Genomic DNA, 14330 nt, shown 5'->3' with positions numbered 1-14330 from the left:
ACGGGTGTTGCCGCTGCATCGATGCCTGCTGTTGGGGGGCCCGCTGCTGAGGGGATCGATTCAGCAACGGCTTTTGAGCCGTGCAGCGCAACGAGCCCGATCGACATCAAGAATGGAGCGCTAGCCGCCTGTAAGGCGCGCGGTAGCATCAAAACGTCCCGCTTCGCTGTCCGCCGAGATTGCCAGCGAACTACCGGACAGCCGACCGCGGCCGGTGGCCGGCACAAACCACTTCGCTGTGGAGTTCCCGAGTGCATAGCCGACCAGGCCGTCCCGGCGCGCAACGGCCCTACCGCCGCTGCTCAAGGCGAGGTTCGATATCTTGAGCCGCATCGATCCCCGGTTGCGGACGGTGACGAGATAGCCACCGCGCCTTTGCTGGACGCTCCACGACGGAGACGCTCCGGGAGCATCGCTCGTGGCGAAGAAAACAGGTATGGAATGGCGCACCACCAGAACGACTGTTCCGGCCACGCGGCGGGACGGGTCCGGCAGCTCGTCCACCACCAGCCGGTAGCTCTCTTCCCCGTTGACGGGACGTTTCGAGGTTCGGACAATCCGGATCAGATTTTCGCCCCCGGGTCGAAGCGTCGTGATCGGCGGACTGGCGACCACATCATTCGTCGTCTGGTAGGTGTCCTCACCGTTCTTCTGGGTCCAGCGTAAAACGCGGACCTGCACATTAATCGGCCGGCGCGCATCGTTCCAGATCCGAATCGTGGAGGCTGCCGTCGGCGCTCTGAGGTCGAGCACGACGGGTGCTACGCGCAACGACGCGGCTTCCGAGGAGCCGGCAAATTCAAGGACGGCTGCAAGACATGCGACTATGACGGCGAGTGACCGCATTTTCCCTCTCCCTGGTGCGGTGTGTGACCTCAGTAGGTCAAGGTTACCGTGATGGTGTCGGTATAAGTGCCGGCTGTTGGGGTGTCCTGCACTGGCACCTGACCATAGACGGGATAGGTCTGCTCGGCGCCGGTGCCGGTGCCGGCTACGGTGTCTGTTCCGATCGTGTCGCCCCAAACATCGGCATGGCCTGCATCTGTATAGAGGGAATAGGTCACCGTTTCCGAATTCGGCCCGGTCATCAGTCGGGCAGCTTCAGTTGCACCGGTCCCTTGTCCAACATCGAGCCCGATGTCGTAGTCCGTTCCATTGGTGCACTGAACGGCGATGGCGCTCGATGCTGCGACGGCGGTGTCGATCACGCCCGACGAGCCGAAATTCAGATCGGTCGCCGAATTGATCTGACATTCGGCGCTGATCGTGATCTGGACGTTGAACTGAGTGGTATCAGTCTGAGCAAGAGCCGAAGGCACGAGCAGCGCTGGAGCGGCAAAAGAACCGGCAAGGCAGAGAAGATGGTGTCGCATGCGTTCTCCATTCAAAATGCCGGAGAGGACCACGCAAGGGGCGGACCGCCTGAACCGGCAATCACCCACCCGCCTTCATCTGTATCACACACGCGCGCGTTGCAAAGCCCTTATTTGGCCGTAATTTTGCCTTTTCGGAATCGTGACCCGGATAGCCTGCCGGGAAAATGTGGTGATCCCGGCAGGGGTGTTTCGGAAAACCTGGATGTGCGGTTTAGTTTTCCTGAACTGATACGCCCGAGTCGTCGATCCGAAGTTCCACGCCTTTCGGCTTCGTCTCCTCGCGATAAACGTAAATGCCCAAGGCAATGACAGCGGCGACCAACGCGCCGATGACGAGATAAAGATTGTTCTTCATCGTCTGTCGTTAGCGATATGATGGGGACGAGTCCAGCAGTTCGTCGGACGGACGCGGCTAGGTCCCGTGAGGGAGATGCAGGAATTCGCGAGCGAGATGCCTATACCGCCTTCGCGGCGGCTGCCCGAGCGTGCGCACCCAGTATCGCCTGGCCGAACTCGATACGGGCACGCCCAACCACATGCGCGGTCCGGGCGAGGCAAGCGGCATCTTTGCGCTCGAAAGCGCCATGGACGAGCTGTCCTACAAACTCGGGATCGATCCGATCGAGCTGAGACGGCGCAACGAGCCGAAGATCGACGAGGCCGAAAACAGGCCGTTCTCCAGCCGCTCGCTGATCCGATGCTACGACCTTGGCGCCGAGCGCTTCGGCTGGGATCGAAGGTCTCCTGAGCCGCGCTCGATGCGCGACGGACGCCTGTTGATCGGAATGGGCACGGCAACCGCCACCTACCCAGCTTTCCAGGCGCCCTCGAACGCCAGGGTGCGACTTCTCCCAGACGGCACTGCCGAGATTGAAGCGGCGGCCAGCGACATGGGGCCAGGCACCTACACGTCGATGACGCAGGTGGCGGCCGAATTCCTGGGGCTGCCGCCGGAACAGGTACAGTTCGGGCTTGGCACGACGGACTACCCACCGACACCGTCCCACGGCGGCTCCTGGACGATGGCTTCGGTAGGATCCGCGATTCGGGCAGCCTGCCTCGAAGCGCAGTCGCAGGCCGCCAAACGGGCCATAGCCGATCAAGGCTTGCCTGTCTTTGGAGCCTCGATCGAGGACCTTGAATGGGTGGGCGGACGCCTTCGCCGACGCGGGGATGGCTCGCCGGGCATGTCTTACCAGGACATCCTAGCGAATGTCGGCAACCCTATCGAGGCAGACGGCTCCGCCCGGCGCGATCCGGAGGTAGCAGAAAAATATTCGATGCACTCGTTCGGCGCTGTATTCGCCGAAGTGTCGGTCGATCCCGATGTCGGTACGATCAGGGTACGCCGCCTCGTGGGCGCCTATGGCATTGGGCGAGTGGTCAATCCGCTCCTCGCCACGAGCCAGTGCACGGGCGGGATGATCGGCGGCATGGGCATGGCGCTGATGGAACGGACCGTTCTGGATGCGCGTGACGGTCGCCCGGTCAACGCCCACATGGCTGACTACCTCATGCCCGTGAACCTCGATACTCCGAAGTTGGAGGCGCTCTTCGTCGACGAGGTCGACCCGCATGTGAACCCGCTTGGCGTAAAAGGGCTGGGCGAGATCGCGTTGGTGGGCATGGCTCCGGCAATAGCCAACGCTGTGTTCCACGCGACGGGCAAGCGCGTGCGCACCCTGCCGATCAAGATTGAGGATGTGCTAACTGCATAAGCGTCACGGTTAGAAATTGGATCGGCATTGCGCCCCCATAAGACTGCAGCGACCACTACGGATCGTGGACATGCCGGGCATATTCGAGGGCTCAAGTATAGAGGCGCGCGACAGGCGTTCAGGCCTGACTGGAGTGCCGCCAAGGTCTTTCCAGCAGCGCATCGTCGATGCCGCGGTCCATCACAGCACGATGAAGGTACCGTTGGACTGTCCCTCGCCCGCATCACGCGCATGCAGTGGGATTTCAGAGGGTTGCACCACATCGCGCACCAATTGCAGCAGAAGCTGTCCCGCGGGGCAGTCCACCACTCTCTTGACGCGGATGATGCTGTCGCCGCGCCGCGAGCACCGCGAAAGCCAAGCCGAAAACATAATCCAGCTGCCCTCCTCCTGAGAAACTCGAGACGATAGGGCCGTATCGATTCGCGCGCCCGATAGTTCCGGGAGGTTGACAGGTTCGACATCCGACGCAAGTGGCAGCAATACTTCCTCGCTGCTCTGCCGCTTCGATCGCCGCCCCCGCGTTGGGCGCGCTAGGTTAATTTCGCTAAATCCTCGGCCGTCTCAGGCATCGGAAGCGCACAGTTCCGCACTGTCGAATTACCTCTTGCATTGCGGGAGCCATCCACAGAGGACAGTCAGCTTTCGGTCCCGACGCTGCCGATCAGAACGCGCCGCATATCGGCGGTTGACTATTCGCTGCTCCCCACCTGAAAGCCGACTTCCTTGGCCAACGCTGCGATGCATAGGGGATGAGTTTGAGGAGTACTCAGTCAACGATGGCCTACGAAGAGGTCACAACAATGGCCGTTGAAATTGCCTCGCCTTCGCGGCGATAATTGTGCGGAACACTAGAGTCGAAATATATTGCGTCCTCCGTATCCAGCGCGACCTCCTTGCCGTTCACATTCACTACAAGCCGACCGCTGAGCACGTAGATGAACTCAGCGCTGCCATGTTGATGCGGCTCTGAAGGCGGCGCATCGAGCGGGAACTCGGCGTAGAATGCCTCCATGCGGCGGCCAGAAGCGGGATAATCCAGGCTTTCGAATATATAGGCTGGGTGCTTTCCGCCCGGCGGGCTTGGAAGTTTGAGACGCTGTTCCTTTCTGACGATCGCGATGAGCGGCTCCTCCTCGGCAGTGAAGAAGTGGTCGAGGCCGACGCCGAAAACCATGGCGATCCGAAGCAGCGTGGGCAGCGTTGGAAACATCTGCCCGCGCTCGATCTTCGAGAGCATCGCAGGCGAAAGGCCGGTGTGCCCGGCCAGTTGCACCAGCCCCAGCTTCTTCCTTAGGCGTAGTGCCTTGATACGCGAGCCGATGGCGTAGCGCTGGAGCTCGTTTGAAAGGGTGTCGGAGAGCACGACGCAAACTCCTTTTCGTTTCGGGAAATTATGCAATGGCAATTTTCTTCACAAGAGAATCTCCTCCATTATCACGAAAATTTGAGTGGTAAGAAAACCAATTTTCTCCAGATGAAAGGGGCATGACGTGCATCTCGCACCGGTCATCGAGAGGAGAAACGCAATGAAGTTGAAAAGCCTTCTGGTCGCTGCAGCAATGATGCTCGCCAGCGGCGTTAGCGCATTCGCTGCTGAAAAGGATATCGTCAATACTGCAGTGGAAGCGGGTCAGTTCAAGACATTGGCAGCCGCGCTCGAAGCGGCCGGCCTAGTATCCACTCTCAAGGGAGATGGTCCGTTCACGGTCTTTGCTCCAACCGATGAGGCATTTGCCAAGCTGCCGGCCGGTACGGTCGAAAACCTGCTGAAGCCGGAAAACAAGCAGCAGCTCACCGAAATCCTGACCTACCATGTGGTCCCAGGAAAGGTCATGGCGGCGGATGTTGCTGGTCTTGATGAGGCCAAGTCTGTCAACGGCAAGATGATTGACATCGAAGTCGAGGGCTCCTCCGTCAGGGTCAACGATGCCGCCGTCACCGATGCCGATGTGGCTGCCTCGAACGGCGTAATCCATGTCATCGACAAGGTGATCATGCCGCCGGAAGGCTGACCTCGCGTCCCGTGGATCTTGGAGAAGAACAATGAAGTTCATCAACATCCTCACGCTCATCCTCGTTATCGTAGGAGGGCTGAACTGGGGGCTGGTCGGATTATTCAGCTTCGACCTCGTCGCCGCCATCTTCGGGGCCGGCTCAGGGCTTGCCAGGATCGTCTACGTCCTGGTGGGGCTATCGGCGGCCTGGCAGATTGTCCCGCTGCTTTCTGATGTGGGCTCCGGCGAGGTCGCCGCTGGCCGGACCGATAGCGCCTTCGGAGGACCTGCTTGGCTCGTCGGCGGTTCCCTCCATCTATAACCTGATGGACATACATTCGCTCCTCGCGCTTGTTGCGTTTGTAGCTGCGAGTTTCGCTGCGGCAGCCACCGGCATGATCTTCAGGCCAGGCGACTGGTATAAGCAGCTGGACAAGCCAGGATGGCGGCCGCCGGACTGGCTGTTCGCCCCAGTCTGGTCAGTGCTCTATGCATCGATCGCCCTGTCGGGCTGGCTCGTATGGCGAGAGGCGGGCATTGCCGGCGCAGCACTCGCTCTCGGCGTCTATGCAGCCCAACTTCTTCTCAACGCTGCGTGGGCGCCGATCTTTTTCGGACTTCACCGACCCGGGTTGGCGCTGGTGGAGATTATGGTGCTTTGGGTTGCGATCCTGGCAACGATCATTCTGTTTCAGCGCGTATGCTTGGCCGCCGCATTGCTGCTTGTTCCTTACCTGGCGTGGGTGAGCTTCGCGGCGGCACTCAACTATTCCATCTGGCGGCGCAACCGCTCGAAAGTACTGTCGAAGCGCTCCCGATGAAGCTGCGGTGGGTTGACGTGAACGACAGGATGCAGCACGGCTATCGCTATGCTCTCGTTGCGCCAATTGGCCATGACTTTCATCCCGAATTCCGGCCGGACCTGACGCCCGCCGCAATGCTGGCGCTCGGCGTGTTCGGCGGCAAATACATGACCGATTGCCGCGACGAATTCCCAAAAAGCTGGTTTGCAAAGGCGCGGCTGTCGCCGCTGCGAAAAGATCCGTTACTCAACTGGTTCGGCGTCGACGCCAGCCAGCCGCTCAGCGTCTGGCGAGCCAAGAGATGGATACATCCCGACGATCCGCGTGGCTGGTTCCAGTGGTACTGTCGCTATTACATGGGTCGCCGTCTATCAGGTGAGGACGAGCGGCAGATCGCACGTTGGAAAGCCATTCGCCGCCATGTCGCCCAGCTTCGCCGAGCGTGCGAACCGGCCGACTGCTGGTGCCGGCCGCGCCAACGCCAGGCCTTACTGCATTGGGCGTACGACAGCCGTTCGATTTAACCCTGCCACCGCTGTGCTGAAAAGCGTGCGGCATCTTGCTTGCGAGGCGAGAAGCTACCAGTCCGCATGTCGGCCCCAAAGCTGCCGATCATCGAGAACGCGCTTTCCTTTCAGGAAGGCGCTGAGAAGATCAGCGGCTAACGCCGGCTGCTTCTCCGAGGAAAAATTACCGCCTGATGTCGGCCGACCCTGCATGTCTTTCGTCCAGCGATACACCATAGCGCGAGCAAGGACAGGACAGTGGGAACGCTGTAGGCGGGAAGGCGTTAGCGAGGATGTCCAGCAAGCGAGCGAGCCATGGCAAACCACAAAGAGCAAGAAAATGACTTGACCCAGGAAGAGTCTACAGACCGGATTTGGGAACTCGCAAAGCAGATTGACGTCTGCATGTTTGCCACATGGGACGGAGAATATACGCGTGCTCGTCCGCTATCGGCCCGCGTACAACGCAAAGAGCATTCGATCTATTTTCTGGTCAACGACGACGGTGCCAAAAACGATCAGCTGAAGCGCTATCCGAAAGTCACTTTGGCCTGGAGCGACAACAGCAACTACAAATATGTGACAATTTCCGGCCCTGCGGTCGTGTCGAACGACCGCGCGAAAATAAGGGAGCTTTGGGAGAAGACCGACGAAGCTTGGTGGGATAACTCCGATGATCCGGATATCCGTCTCATCACCGTTACGCCGGATGACGGCGAACTCTGGGACAGTCCGGGCAAGATCCTCGCCACTGCCAAAATGATCGTGGCCGCCGTGACAGGTGCGAAGCCTGACATAGGCGACAATGCAAAGGTCGACCTCTAGATCCTCAACTTAATCGCTCTACCGACGGGCCCAAAACGCGAGGTCTCATGATTGGCTTCGCATGGTGGTCAGCGGAATGCCCGATTGCAGAACGGTGAGCCAAAAAAGACATTGACGCCGACCCAAGCTGATCGCGAGGTTCGTTCTATGATCTTTGCAGTCCGCGTGCGCTGCGCACCCATTGCTCGATATCCGCAAGGTTCGCCGGAACAGCGAAACCGCACTGGTTCAGCTCGGTGTTGAGCTCGAGAGTGATGCCTTCCTTGCCTTTGGCGAAAGCGTCGGCGATAGGACCGCTCGAGACCGGCGTCGTGGCATTCTTGATATCGGAGGCGCCGTTGCATAGATGCACGACCTTGCCTCCGTCGCTCCACCAAACAAGATCCTGACCAACGAGGTTCGTCACGACTTGAGATTCCACCGCTACCTGTTCCTGTGACAGCGGCTTGAAGTCGATACCAAGCACAGTCGCCGCAACCGCGACGATGATACCAGCGGCGCCGGCGATGTTCTTTTGCTTGGCATCCATGTCCTTGTTGAGGAAGATCATGACGATCAACGGCAAGAATGCCAAAAGCGCGATAAAGGCGCCGAGTTGATTCTGGATGAAGAACTTCACCGGTTCCTTGCGTGTTGCCGGATCCTGATGATTGGCTCTTTTCCATAAGAGCGAGCCGATTATCGCGAGCACGCCGATTACCGCGATGAAACCGAGAAGGGTGTACCAACGCCATTGCGGGAAGCCGTGATTGGCGGCCAGTTCGTCGAAAGGCGGCCGCATCACCCAGAAGATGGCCACAAGTTCGAGGATGATTGCTGCCGCCCAAAGCACGAGCGCGATGATCCGCGAGCGAGTCGCCTGGGCCTTTGCCGCTGGCGTCGTGGTAAACGCCGGGGCTTCAGTTTGAGTGGCGGGTTTCTTCGAAGCTGTCGCCATGGGCCTGGACTCTCACTTATGTCGCGATTGCATCTAGCGCAGGTTGATGACGATCCAAAGGAAAATCGCTTCCTAGCTACCGACAGGGTTCGTGCGTCGAAAAGACTGTCGCCATAACATAATCACCAGTCCTGATCGACAATATATCAATGAGCGTCTGTTTTCAGGTTTTGGCAAAAGCTGCGTCGCGGCTGACTTACGGCCCGCACCAGAACGGCCGCATGCTTATTCCTCCGGCCCCAAAGCCGCCTTTGGCCACCACCTCGGCCCGACGAATTGCGATCCTCCGCCAAGCGGCCCCTTGCCATCTGTGTTCACTTGCTATGCGTTGGAATGTGCATATATTGTGCGGATGAGAGATCGGAGACTGTCATGACCCACGCACAGCTCGCAAATTCCACGGCGATCTCAGTCTTTGTCGATAGCCTGCAGGAGCCGCGCACGCCTTATATCTCGCCGAAGCGCCTGTCGCAGGCGCTTGGCGTGAAGGTGGCCAATCTGGCGCAGCTGACTGGTGTTCATCGCAACACGCTACGCAATCCCTCGTCGGAGCGACTGCAGGGGCGGATGCGCGAGATGGTCAAGGTGATTTCTGCTGCGACAGAACTCACCGGCGACGTCGAGAAGGCAATCTACTGGTATCGCAATGAGCCGATCGCCGACTATGGCCACCGCACGGCGGCCGAACTGGTCGCGGATGGGCAGGTCGAAGCGGTCCTGGCCTTCATCCGCGATCTCGAGAACGGGGCGCGCGGGTGAAGCTAACCCGCGTCGGCCCGGACGAGATCTTCCATCGCTACCTGACACCCAAATGGGCTTTCCTGCCTACCAGCGGTGCAGGCGCGGCGATGGATGGTGGACGTTTCAATCGGCCAGGTGTCGAAGCACTTATCTGTAGAGTTCAGCCCGGCATCGCCAACACCGCCGCCTTCGAAAACGCCCTCACGCTGGCAAGCAGGTTGGCTGCATCCCGCGAGAGCGCGGTCGACCGATACCTGCGCATCGGATGCCGACGACGAGCGTCGGTTCTTGACGCCGCCTTAACGCTCTGCCGGCCTCGCCGAGCATCTGTAAAAGCGCCTGCGCCACGTCGAGGACATGCTCGCCCGCGATGTTGTGTTTCTTTCAGACTGTCGCTCGTCGGTAGCAGGTCGAGGTCGAAATGCGGGCCGTCGCGGACCGCGACGATCGCGCCCACCATGATCATCCAGATAAAGCAGAGCGCGCGATTTCCTCGGCCCAGATGTAGCGGGGAATAAGCCCGGTAAAGCGCGACAGAACCTGCATTGAAACAGGCGCCAACAACCTCTGAACTATATCCATCGTTTTCAGACGGCAACGGCGCGTCGGTCACGGCCGCGTCAGGTCGATATCTCGTGGTCTCGTTTGTGGGTGGAAAGATCGGGGCGAATAGAAGCGCATGATGGATTAACCTTTGAACCGATCTCCGCCCATGGGGCTGGGCAGCGACTTCACAGGCGAACGAATGCTGTAAGCGGCAGATGATCGGAGGCGACCCGCGAAAGCGGCGTATCATGGGCTTCGACGGTTGATATCATTCCGTGTCGATTTGCCATGATCCGGTCGAGCGCCAGCAGCGGCAGACGCGATGGAAAGGTGGGAACCGCCGGCAGCGCAGAACCGAAAGTCGTGTGCAGCGTATTTAGCGCGGATCGGTTTCCGAGTCGCCATTCGTTCAAATCGCCGAGCAGCAGTGTTGGTTTTTCGTCCGGGCTGTTCATGATATCGAGTACGACACGGGCCTGTTCGGAGCGCGATCGGCGCAGCAAGCCGAGATGGGCTGCGATGATGCGCAAAGTTCGTTTCCCTTCCAGATCGATTTCAGCAACCAGGGCTCCGCGCGGTTCCAGTCCCGGGAGCTCGATCTGATGGACATCGCGAACGATACCCCGTTTGAAAAGCAGAACGTTGCCGTGCCAGCCGTGCCCCTTGCCGTTTCCGGACACAGGCACTGGCACCAGGCCTGTTTCCAATTCGAGACGCGGCAGATCCAGAAGGCCGGCACGATCTCCAAATCGATTGTCCGCTTCCTGCAACGCAATGACATCCGGCCCGATTTCCCGGATGACGCGACCGATTCGTTCGGGATCGAACTTTCTGTCGACGCCCACGCATTTGTGGACGTTGTAGGATGCGACCAGTGTCCCCGCGGGGCGTGTCCCTTCGGACGACGCAGCCTTGGCCTTCTGCTTTTTTCTGTCGCGAATGGACTTGAGCACACTTGCAGGAAAGCTACGTCCAGTTCTTTGCATGAGTCTGTTGCTCGTCTCACTGCCTTCAAGACTTGGCTTTGTCCCACTCAAATAGGATCGGCAATCGCTGCCTCCATTCCCTGACGAGATCGAACGATGGCTGCGTCACCCAAATTCCCTCCGGCAGAAAGAGAAAGCCTCTAAAGATAGGGCGATCCCAGCCACAACACTCGGTCGAACAGGCGACCGATGAATGGCCGGGCTCTCAAGGTTTCGATCGTTACGGGCGCTGCGGAGGCGATTGCCGATCCGATCCGCGCTTCAATCTCGGCGGCAAAGCCTGCATCAAGAACCTCCATATCAATCTCAAAATTCAGCCGCAGGGACCGGGCATCAAGGTTGGAGGACCCTATATAGGCCCAAACCCCATCGACCGACAGCAGCTTCGAATGATCGAACGAGCCCTTCGTGCGCCATACACGGCAATAGTGCTTCAGGACCTGATCGAATTGGGCTGTCATCGCGCGGTCGACAAGGAAGAGATTGTTCACCGCCGGTACCACGATGTCGATCTCGACGCCTCGCCTGGCCGCGGTCGTCAGCGCGCTGATCAGTTCCCGATCCGGCAGGAAATAGGGGGACATGATGCGGATCGATTGGCGAGCGACGGAGAATGCCCCGATCAGCAATTTATGGTTCGTTTCGATACTGGCATCCGGCCCGGACGCAACCGCCCGCGTCAGCATCGGCTGACCGGGAGCCGCGGGAAGCGTGGCCACTTGCCAGGTGTGGCCTTTCAGGAGCTCGCCGCTCGCGAAGCGCCAATCTTCGGCGGCAACCGAAAAAAGGTCGGCCACGACCGGGCCGGTGACCTGAAAATGCGTGTCCCTCGCGCTGGAGGAGCCGGCGAACTCGGCTGAGAATCCCTTTCGGATGTTCATCCCTCCGGTGAACGCAATCGTGCCATCGACGACCAGGATCTTCCGGTGTGTTCTGAGATTGGCGTAGGGAAGACGCAGGCCCATGACGATGTTGCCGTTGAAGAGGTCGGCTGTGATTTTTGCCTCTCGCAGATGCCCAAGAATGCTGGGGACTGAGTAACGCGCCCCAACCGCATCGATCAGCACGCGAACGCCGACACCCCGCTGGACGGCTCCGGCGAGAGATTTCACGAAAAGCCGCCCGACATCGTCATTGTCGAAGATGTAGGTCTCGAGAAGGACACTGTGTTGAGCGCCATCAATCGCTCGGCACATTGTGGCATAGGCCTCGTCACCTGTCTCCAATATCGCAATTGCGTTTCCCGAGGTCAGGGCACGCCGCGCCACTCGGTCGCCCAATGTCTTCAGGCCGGTGAAGCGTTGGCCGTACCGCTCGGCGATCAATTCCTCGGCGGCAATGTCGCGCTCATGTTTTGCGGAAGCCGCCTCGCTGGAAAGGGGCCGCATGGCGCTGATCGTTGCACGACGGATACGGTTTATGCCGGCAACGGCGTAGATGATCGGGCCAAGGAACGGCGACAGGAACATCACGCCGACCCAACCTGTGGCGGCACGGACGTCTTCCTTCGTCATTATGGCGTGGACGATGCCGATGACCGCCATCACCACCGAAATGATAGCGAGGATCTGGGGCCAATGAGTCATTAAGGTCTGCAACATCGCCAGGACTATCCAGCGAGCAGCTACAGAACGCAATGCAGCTCATTGGCGGGCGCTGATACTCAACAAATCCTAGGAAGCCCACCGCGGCGTGCCAGTCGCGCTCGACCAAGGGCCGTTCGGCTTCGGACGGATCGAGGGCTCGCTGCCGCCAGATGCCACTTGCCTTACATCACCGCGCCATCAGCGCGAACACACCCCAGCCCAGGTATTCGCGCGTGTACGCGGCGTAGCGTTCGGGTTCCGAGGTCAGTTGGGCTCGAACATCTTTCGCGAAATCGTCGTCGGGATTCGCGTCGAGCCACCGGCGCATTGTGAGCCACTTGGCCGCCTCGTACCTGTCCCAGCCGTCCTGGTCCGCCAGGACCATTTCCACAACGTCGTAGTCGAGGTTGCCGAAAGACGCGAGAAGTCCTGGAAGCATGAGAAAGTCGGAGGTCGAACCGGCAAGGCATCCCTTGGCAACGTCTTCAGTGGGCGGCAACTGCAGCCAGTACGGCTCGCCGATGAGGATAATCCCTCCGGTGTGGAGGCTCTTCGCCAGAAGCTTGATGGTGCCGACGACTCCCCCGCCGATCCACGTGGCACCGAGACAGGCTGCCACACCGACCTTTGCGTCGGCCACATAGCCGGCAGCGTCGCCGTGGATGAACTCGACTCGATCGGCGACCCCGAGTTCTTCAGCGCGCAGCTTCGCTTGCTCGGTGAACAACTGGCTCATGTCAATACCAGTGCCGCTAATCCCGTAATCGCGTGCCCAAGTGCACAGCATCTCGCCTGAACCGCTGCCAAGGTCCAGCACACGGGTCTCTGGTTCCAGGCGCAACGCCGCGCCGAGAGTGGCGAGCTTTTCGGGTGTGAACGGATTATGGATGCGGTGAGCGCCTTCCGCGACGTTGAAGATCCGGGGGATGTCCACTGCAGAAACGCCTTTCGTGTGTAAGTGGAACGCTGAGTCACCAATAGTACACAAATTTTACTGGCCGGGGTGGTTCTCACCCGACCGACGCACAACTCACGAACTGGAGCAAGCGTGGCGACCACATCTTCACGGCCGCCAACACGAGAAAGGCGGCGGAGGATTTTCGGGGTTTTGTCGTATCGGGTGGCGAGGCGACGAAGCTGTTTGAGCCGGTTGAACATCTGCTCGATGCGTTTCGGTCCTTGTAGCTCGGAAGTCGCAGGCCAGCGGGCCATTCCGGTTGGGCTTTCGCGGAATGACTGGCCTGATACCATGCATCCAGTTTTCGCCGACGGGCAGGGCGTATGGGACGCGCTCTGGAGGCGCTTGTCGAACTTGGGCCGAGCGACGACTAGCAGCACATGATCGACAGCACCCCTTCAGGCTGCGGGTCCTACACACCTTGGGAACGCTTTCCGCATCCCGTCGTTGATCGGTAAAACAGGAGCTCCCATGACTTACACCATCAACCGCAAGTTCGACAGCGCCAGCTTTGATGACGTCGTCGAGAGGACCCGCGCGGCGCTAGCGGATCAGGGTTTCGGCGTGCTGACCGAAATCGACGTAAAGGCGACAATGAAGAAGAAGCTGGACGTCAACATGGATCCCTATCTCATATTGGGCGCCTGCAATCCGAAGATGGCCCATAACGCCATTGAAATGGAACCGCGAGTAGGAGCCATGCTGCCCTGCAACGTCATCGTCCGACAAGTCTCGGATGCGGTGGAGGTCAGCGCTATCGACCCTGTAGCTTCCATGGCCGCGATCGACAACCAGGAACTCACCCGCGTCGCCAGCCAGGTCCGCGATATGCTGGCCGAGGCCGTGAGGCGGATCTGAAGCCCCCTACATCCTTTTCGGCTACGAAACTGAGGAAAAGCCAGGTGACGTGATCGTCGGCTTCCGCAGGCTCCCTGACGGGAAGGGGCGCGACGATGTAAACGATCTGCTGGACGAGATTGCCAAGGACGCCGCGGGAGAGTGAGCTGGCGGCGGCGCTGGCTGACGTGAGCTTCAGGGTCCGTAGTAAAGGGACCGAGCCGAAAGCAGACCATGAACTGGAGCCGGCACCATAGCATGACACAACTCACCACTGAGATGTCAAGGGAGTAGAGTATCGTGCCGATGCGCGCGGAGACCTCGCGCCGATTGGCCCGTGCCGGTGCAAGTGGATTCTGGATCAGGATGCTTGTTGGGGTGCTTGAAAAGTCCGCTCATCCGGCGACCGTTCCTTTAGCCGCCGCAAATGCGACGTCGCCGTGCAGCCGGAAGGGTCATTCCCCTGGAAAGCTCTTCACGAAATCACCCACAATGGCGGCACACCCTTCCTCGA

General features: G+C 59.7%; 16 protein-coding genes and 1 pseudogene. 8 read left to right on the top strand and 9 right to left on the bottom strand.

The features are described from left to right. Window positions 1–120 precede the first annotated feature (120 nt). From E5X88_RS19250 to E5X88_RS19240, 3 genes are all read right to left on the bottom strand, one after another. Window positions 121–846 carry a molecular chaperone gene (locus tag E5X88_RS19250; RefSeq protein ID WP_292164013.1) on the bottom strand — a complete coding sequence of 242 codons (726 nt, stop codon included), beginning with the start codon at window positions 844–846 and terminating at the stop codon, window positions 121–123. A gap of 29 nt (window positions 847–875) precedes the next feature. Beyond that, entirely contained in the window at window positions 876–1373 is a 498-nt protein-coding gene (locus tag E5X88_RS19245; protein ID WP_292164012.1) for a spore coat U domain-containing protein, read from the bottom strand. A gap of 214 nt (window positions 1374–1587) precedes the next feature. Further along, a complete protein-coding gene (locus tag E5X88_RS19240) occupies window positions 1588–1731 on the bottom strand; it encodes a hypothetical protein (RefSeq protein WP_287291938.1) in 144 nt (47 codons plus the stop codon). Between the two features lie 121 nt (window positions 1732–1852). Here E5X88_RS19240 and E5X88_RS19235 point away from each other — a divergent pair. Continuing rightward, window positions 1853–3094, top strand: a pseudogene (locus tag E5X88_RS19235) (xanthine dehydrogenase family protein molybdopterin-binding subunit); the annotation flags it as partial. A 180-nt stretch (window positions 3095–3274) separates the two neighbouring features. On the opposite strand, the gene E5X88_RS19230 reads toward E5X88_RS19235, so the two are convergent. Then, a complete protein-coding gene (locus tag E5X88_RS19230) occupies window positions 3275–3466 on the bottom strand; it encodes a hypothetical protein (protein ID WP_292164008.1) in 192 nt (63 codons plus the stop codon). Window positions 3467–3878: 412 nt separating this feature from the next. Continuing rightward, window positions 3879–4460: an XRE family transcriptional regulator gene (locus tag E5X88_RS19225; RefSeq protein WP_292164007.1), complete on the bottom strand. Its 582-nt coding sequence runs from the start codon at window positions 4458–4460 to the stop codon at window positions 3879–3881. Window positions 4461–4623: 163 nt separating this feature from the next. On the opposite strand from E5X88_RS19225, the gene E5X88_RS19220 reads away from it, so the two are divergent. The 5 genes from E5X88_RS19220 (at window position 4624) to E5X88_RS19200 (ending at window position 7225) form a co-directional block, all read left to right on the top strand. Continuing rightward, window positions 4624–5109: a fasciclin domain-containing protein gene (locus tag E5X88_RS19220; protein ID WP_292164114.1), complete on the top strand. Its 486-nt coding sequence runs from the start codon at window positions 4624–4626 to the stop codon at window positions 5107–5109. A 31-nt stretch (window positions 5110–5140) separates the two neighbouring features. Then, window positions 5141–5413 (top strand): DUF378 domain-containing protein, encoded by a 273-nt coding sequence (locus E5X88_RS19215; protein ID WP_292164005.1) that lies wholly within the window; start codon window positions 5141–5143, stop codon window positions 5411–5413. A gap of 4 nt (window positions 5414–5417) precedes the next feature. Continuing rightward, a complete protein-coding gene (locus E5X88_RS19210; RefSeq protein WP_292164004.1) occupies window positions 5418–5912 on the top strand; it encodes a TspO/MBR family protein in 495 nt (164 codons plus the stop codon). Further along, entirely contained in the window at window positions 5909–6418 is a 510-nt protein-coding gene (locus E5X88_RS19205; protein ID WP_292164002.1) for a hypothetical protein, read from the top strand. Before E5X88_RS19210 ends, E5X88_RS19205 begins: the two co-directional genes overlap by 4 nt. 297 nt (window positions 6419–6715) lie before the next feature. Continuing rightward, window positions 6716–7225 (top strand): pyridoxamine 5'-phosphate oxidase family protein, encoded by a 510-nt coding sequence (locus E5X88_RS19200; protein ID WP_292164000.1) that lies wholly within the window; start codon window positions 6716–6718, stop codon window positions 7223–7225. 145 nt (window positions 7226–7370) lie between these two features. On the opposite strand, the gene E5X88_RS19195 is transcribed toward E5X88_RS19200, so the two are convergent. Continuing rightward, window positions 7371–8162: a hypothetical protein gene (locus E5X88_RS19195; RefSeq protein WP_292163998.1), complete on the bottom strand. Its 792-nt coding sequence runs from the start codon at window positions 8160–8162 to the stop codon at window positions 7371–7373. Between the two features lie 372 nt (window positions 8163–8534). Between E5X88_RS19195 and E5X88_RS19190 the strand changes: the two genes are divergently transcribed. Next, on the top strand, window positions 8535–8921 hold the full coding sequence (locus E5X88_RS19190) for a hypothetical protein (protein ID WP_292163996.1): 387 nt from the start codon (window positions 8535–8537) through the stop codon (window positions 8919–8921). Window positions 8922–9634: 713 nt separating this feature from the next. Here E5X88_RS19190 and E5X88_RS19185 read toward each other — a convergent pair. The 3 genes from E5X88_RS19185 to E5X88_RS19175 form a co-directional block, all read right to left on the bottom strand. Beyond that, a complete protein-coding gene (locus E5X88_RS19185) occupies window positions 9635–10435 on the bottom strand; it encodes an endonuclease/exonuclease/phosphatase family protein (RefSeq protein WP_292163993.1) in 801 nt (266 codons plus the stop codon). A gap of 140 nt (window positions 10436–10575) precedes the next feature. Beyond that, on the bottom strand, window positions 10576–12036 hold the full coding sequence (locus tag E5X88_RS19180) for a phospholipase D-like domain-containing protein (RefSeq protein WP_292163992.1): 1461 nt from the start codon (window positions 12034–12036) through the stop codon (window positions 10576–10578). Window positions 12037–12208: 172 nt separating this feature from the next. Continuing rightward, window positions 12209–12955 (bottom strand): class I SAM-dependent methyltransferase, encoded by a 747-nt coding sequence (locus tag E5X88_RS19175; RefSeq protein ID WP_292163990.1) that lies wholly within the window; start codon window positions 12953–12955, stop codon window positions 12209–12211. Window positions 12956–13450: 495 nt separating this feature from the next. Here E5X88_RS19175 and E5X88_RS19170 point away from each other — a divergent pair, with 495 nt between their 5' ends. Next, window positions 13451–13837, top strand: coding sequence for a DUF302 domain-containing protein (locus tag E5X88_RS19170; RefSeq protein WP_292163988.1), 387 nt, complete (start codon window positions 13451–13453; stop codon window positions 13835–13837). Window positions 13838–14330: the final 493 nt, after the last annotated feature.

Source organism: Mesorhizobium sp. (genome assembly GCF_004962245.1).
In the GTDB taxonomy this organism is placed as follows: Bacteria; Pseudomonadota; Alphaproteobacteria; order Rhizobiales; family Rhizobiaceae; genus Mesorhizobium.
This window is presented reverse-complemented; position numbering and strand designations above follow the sequence as displayed.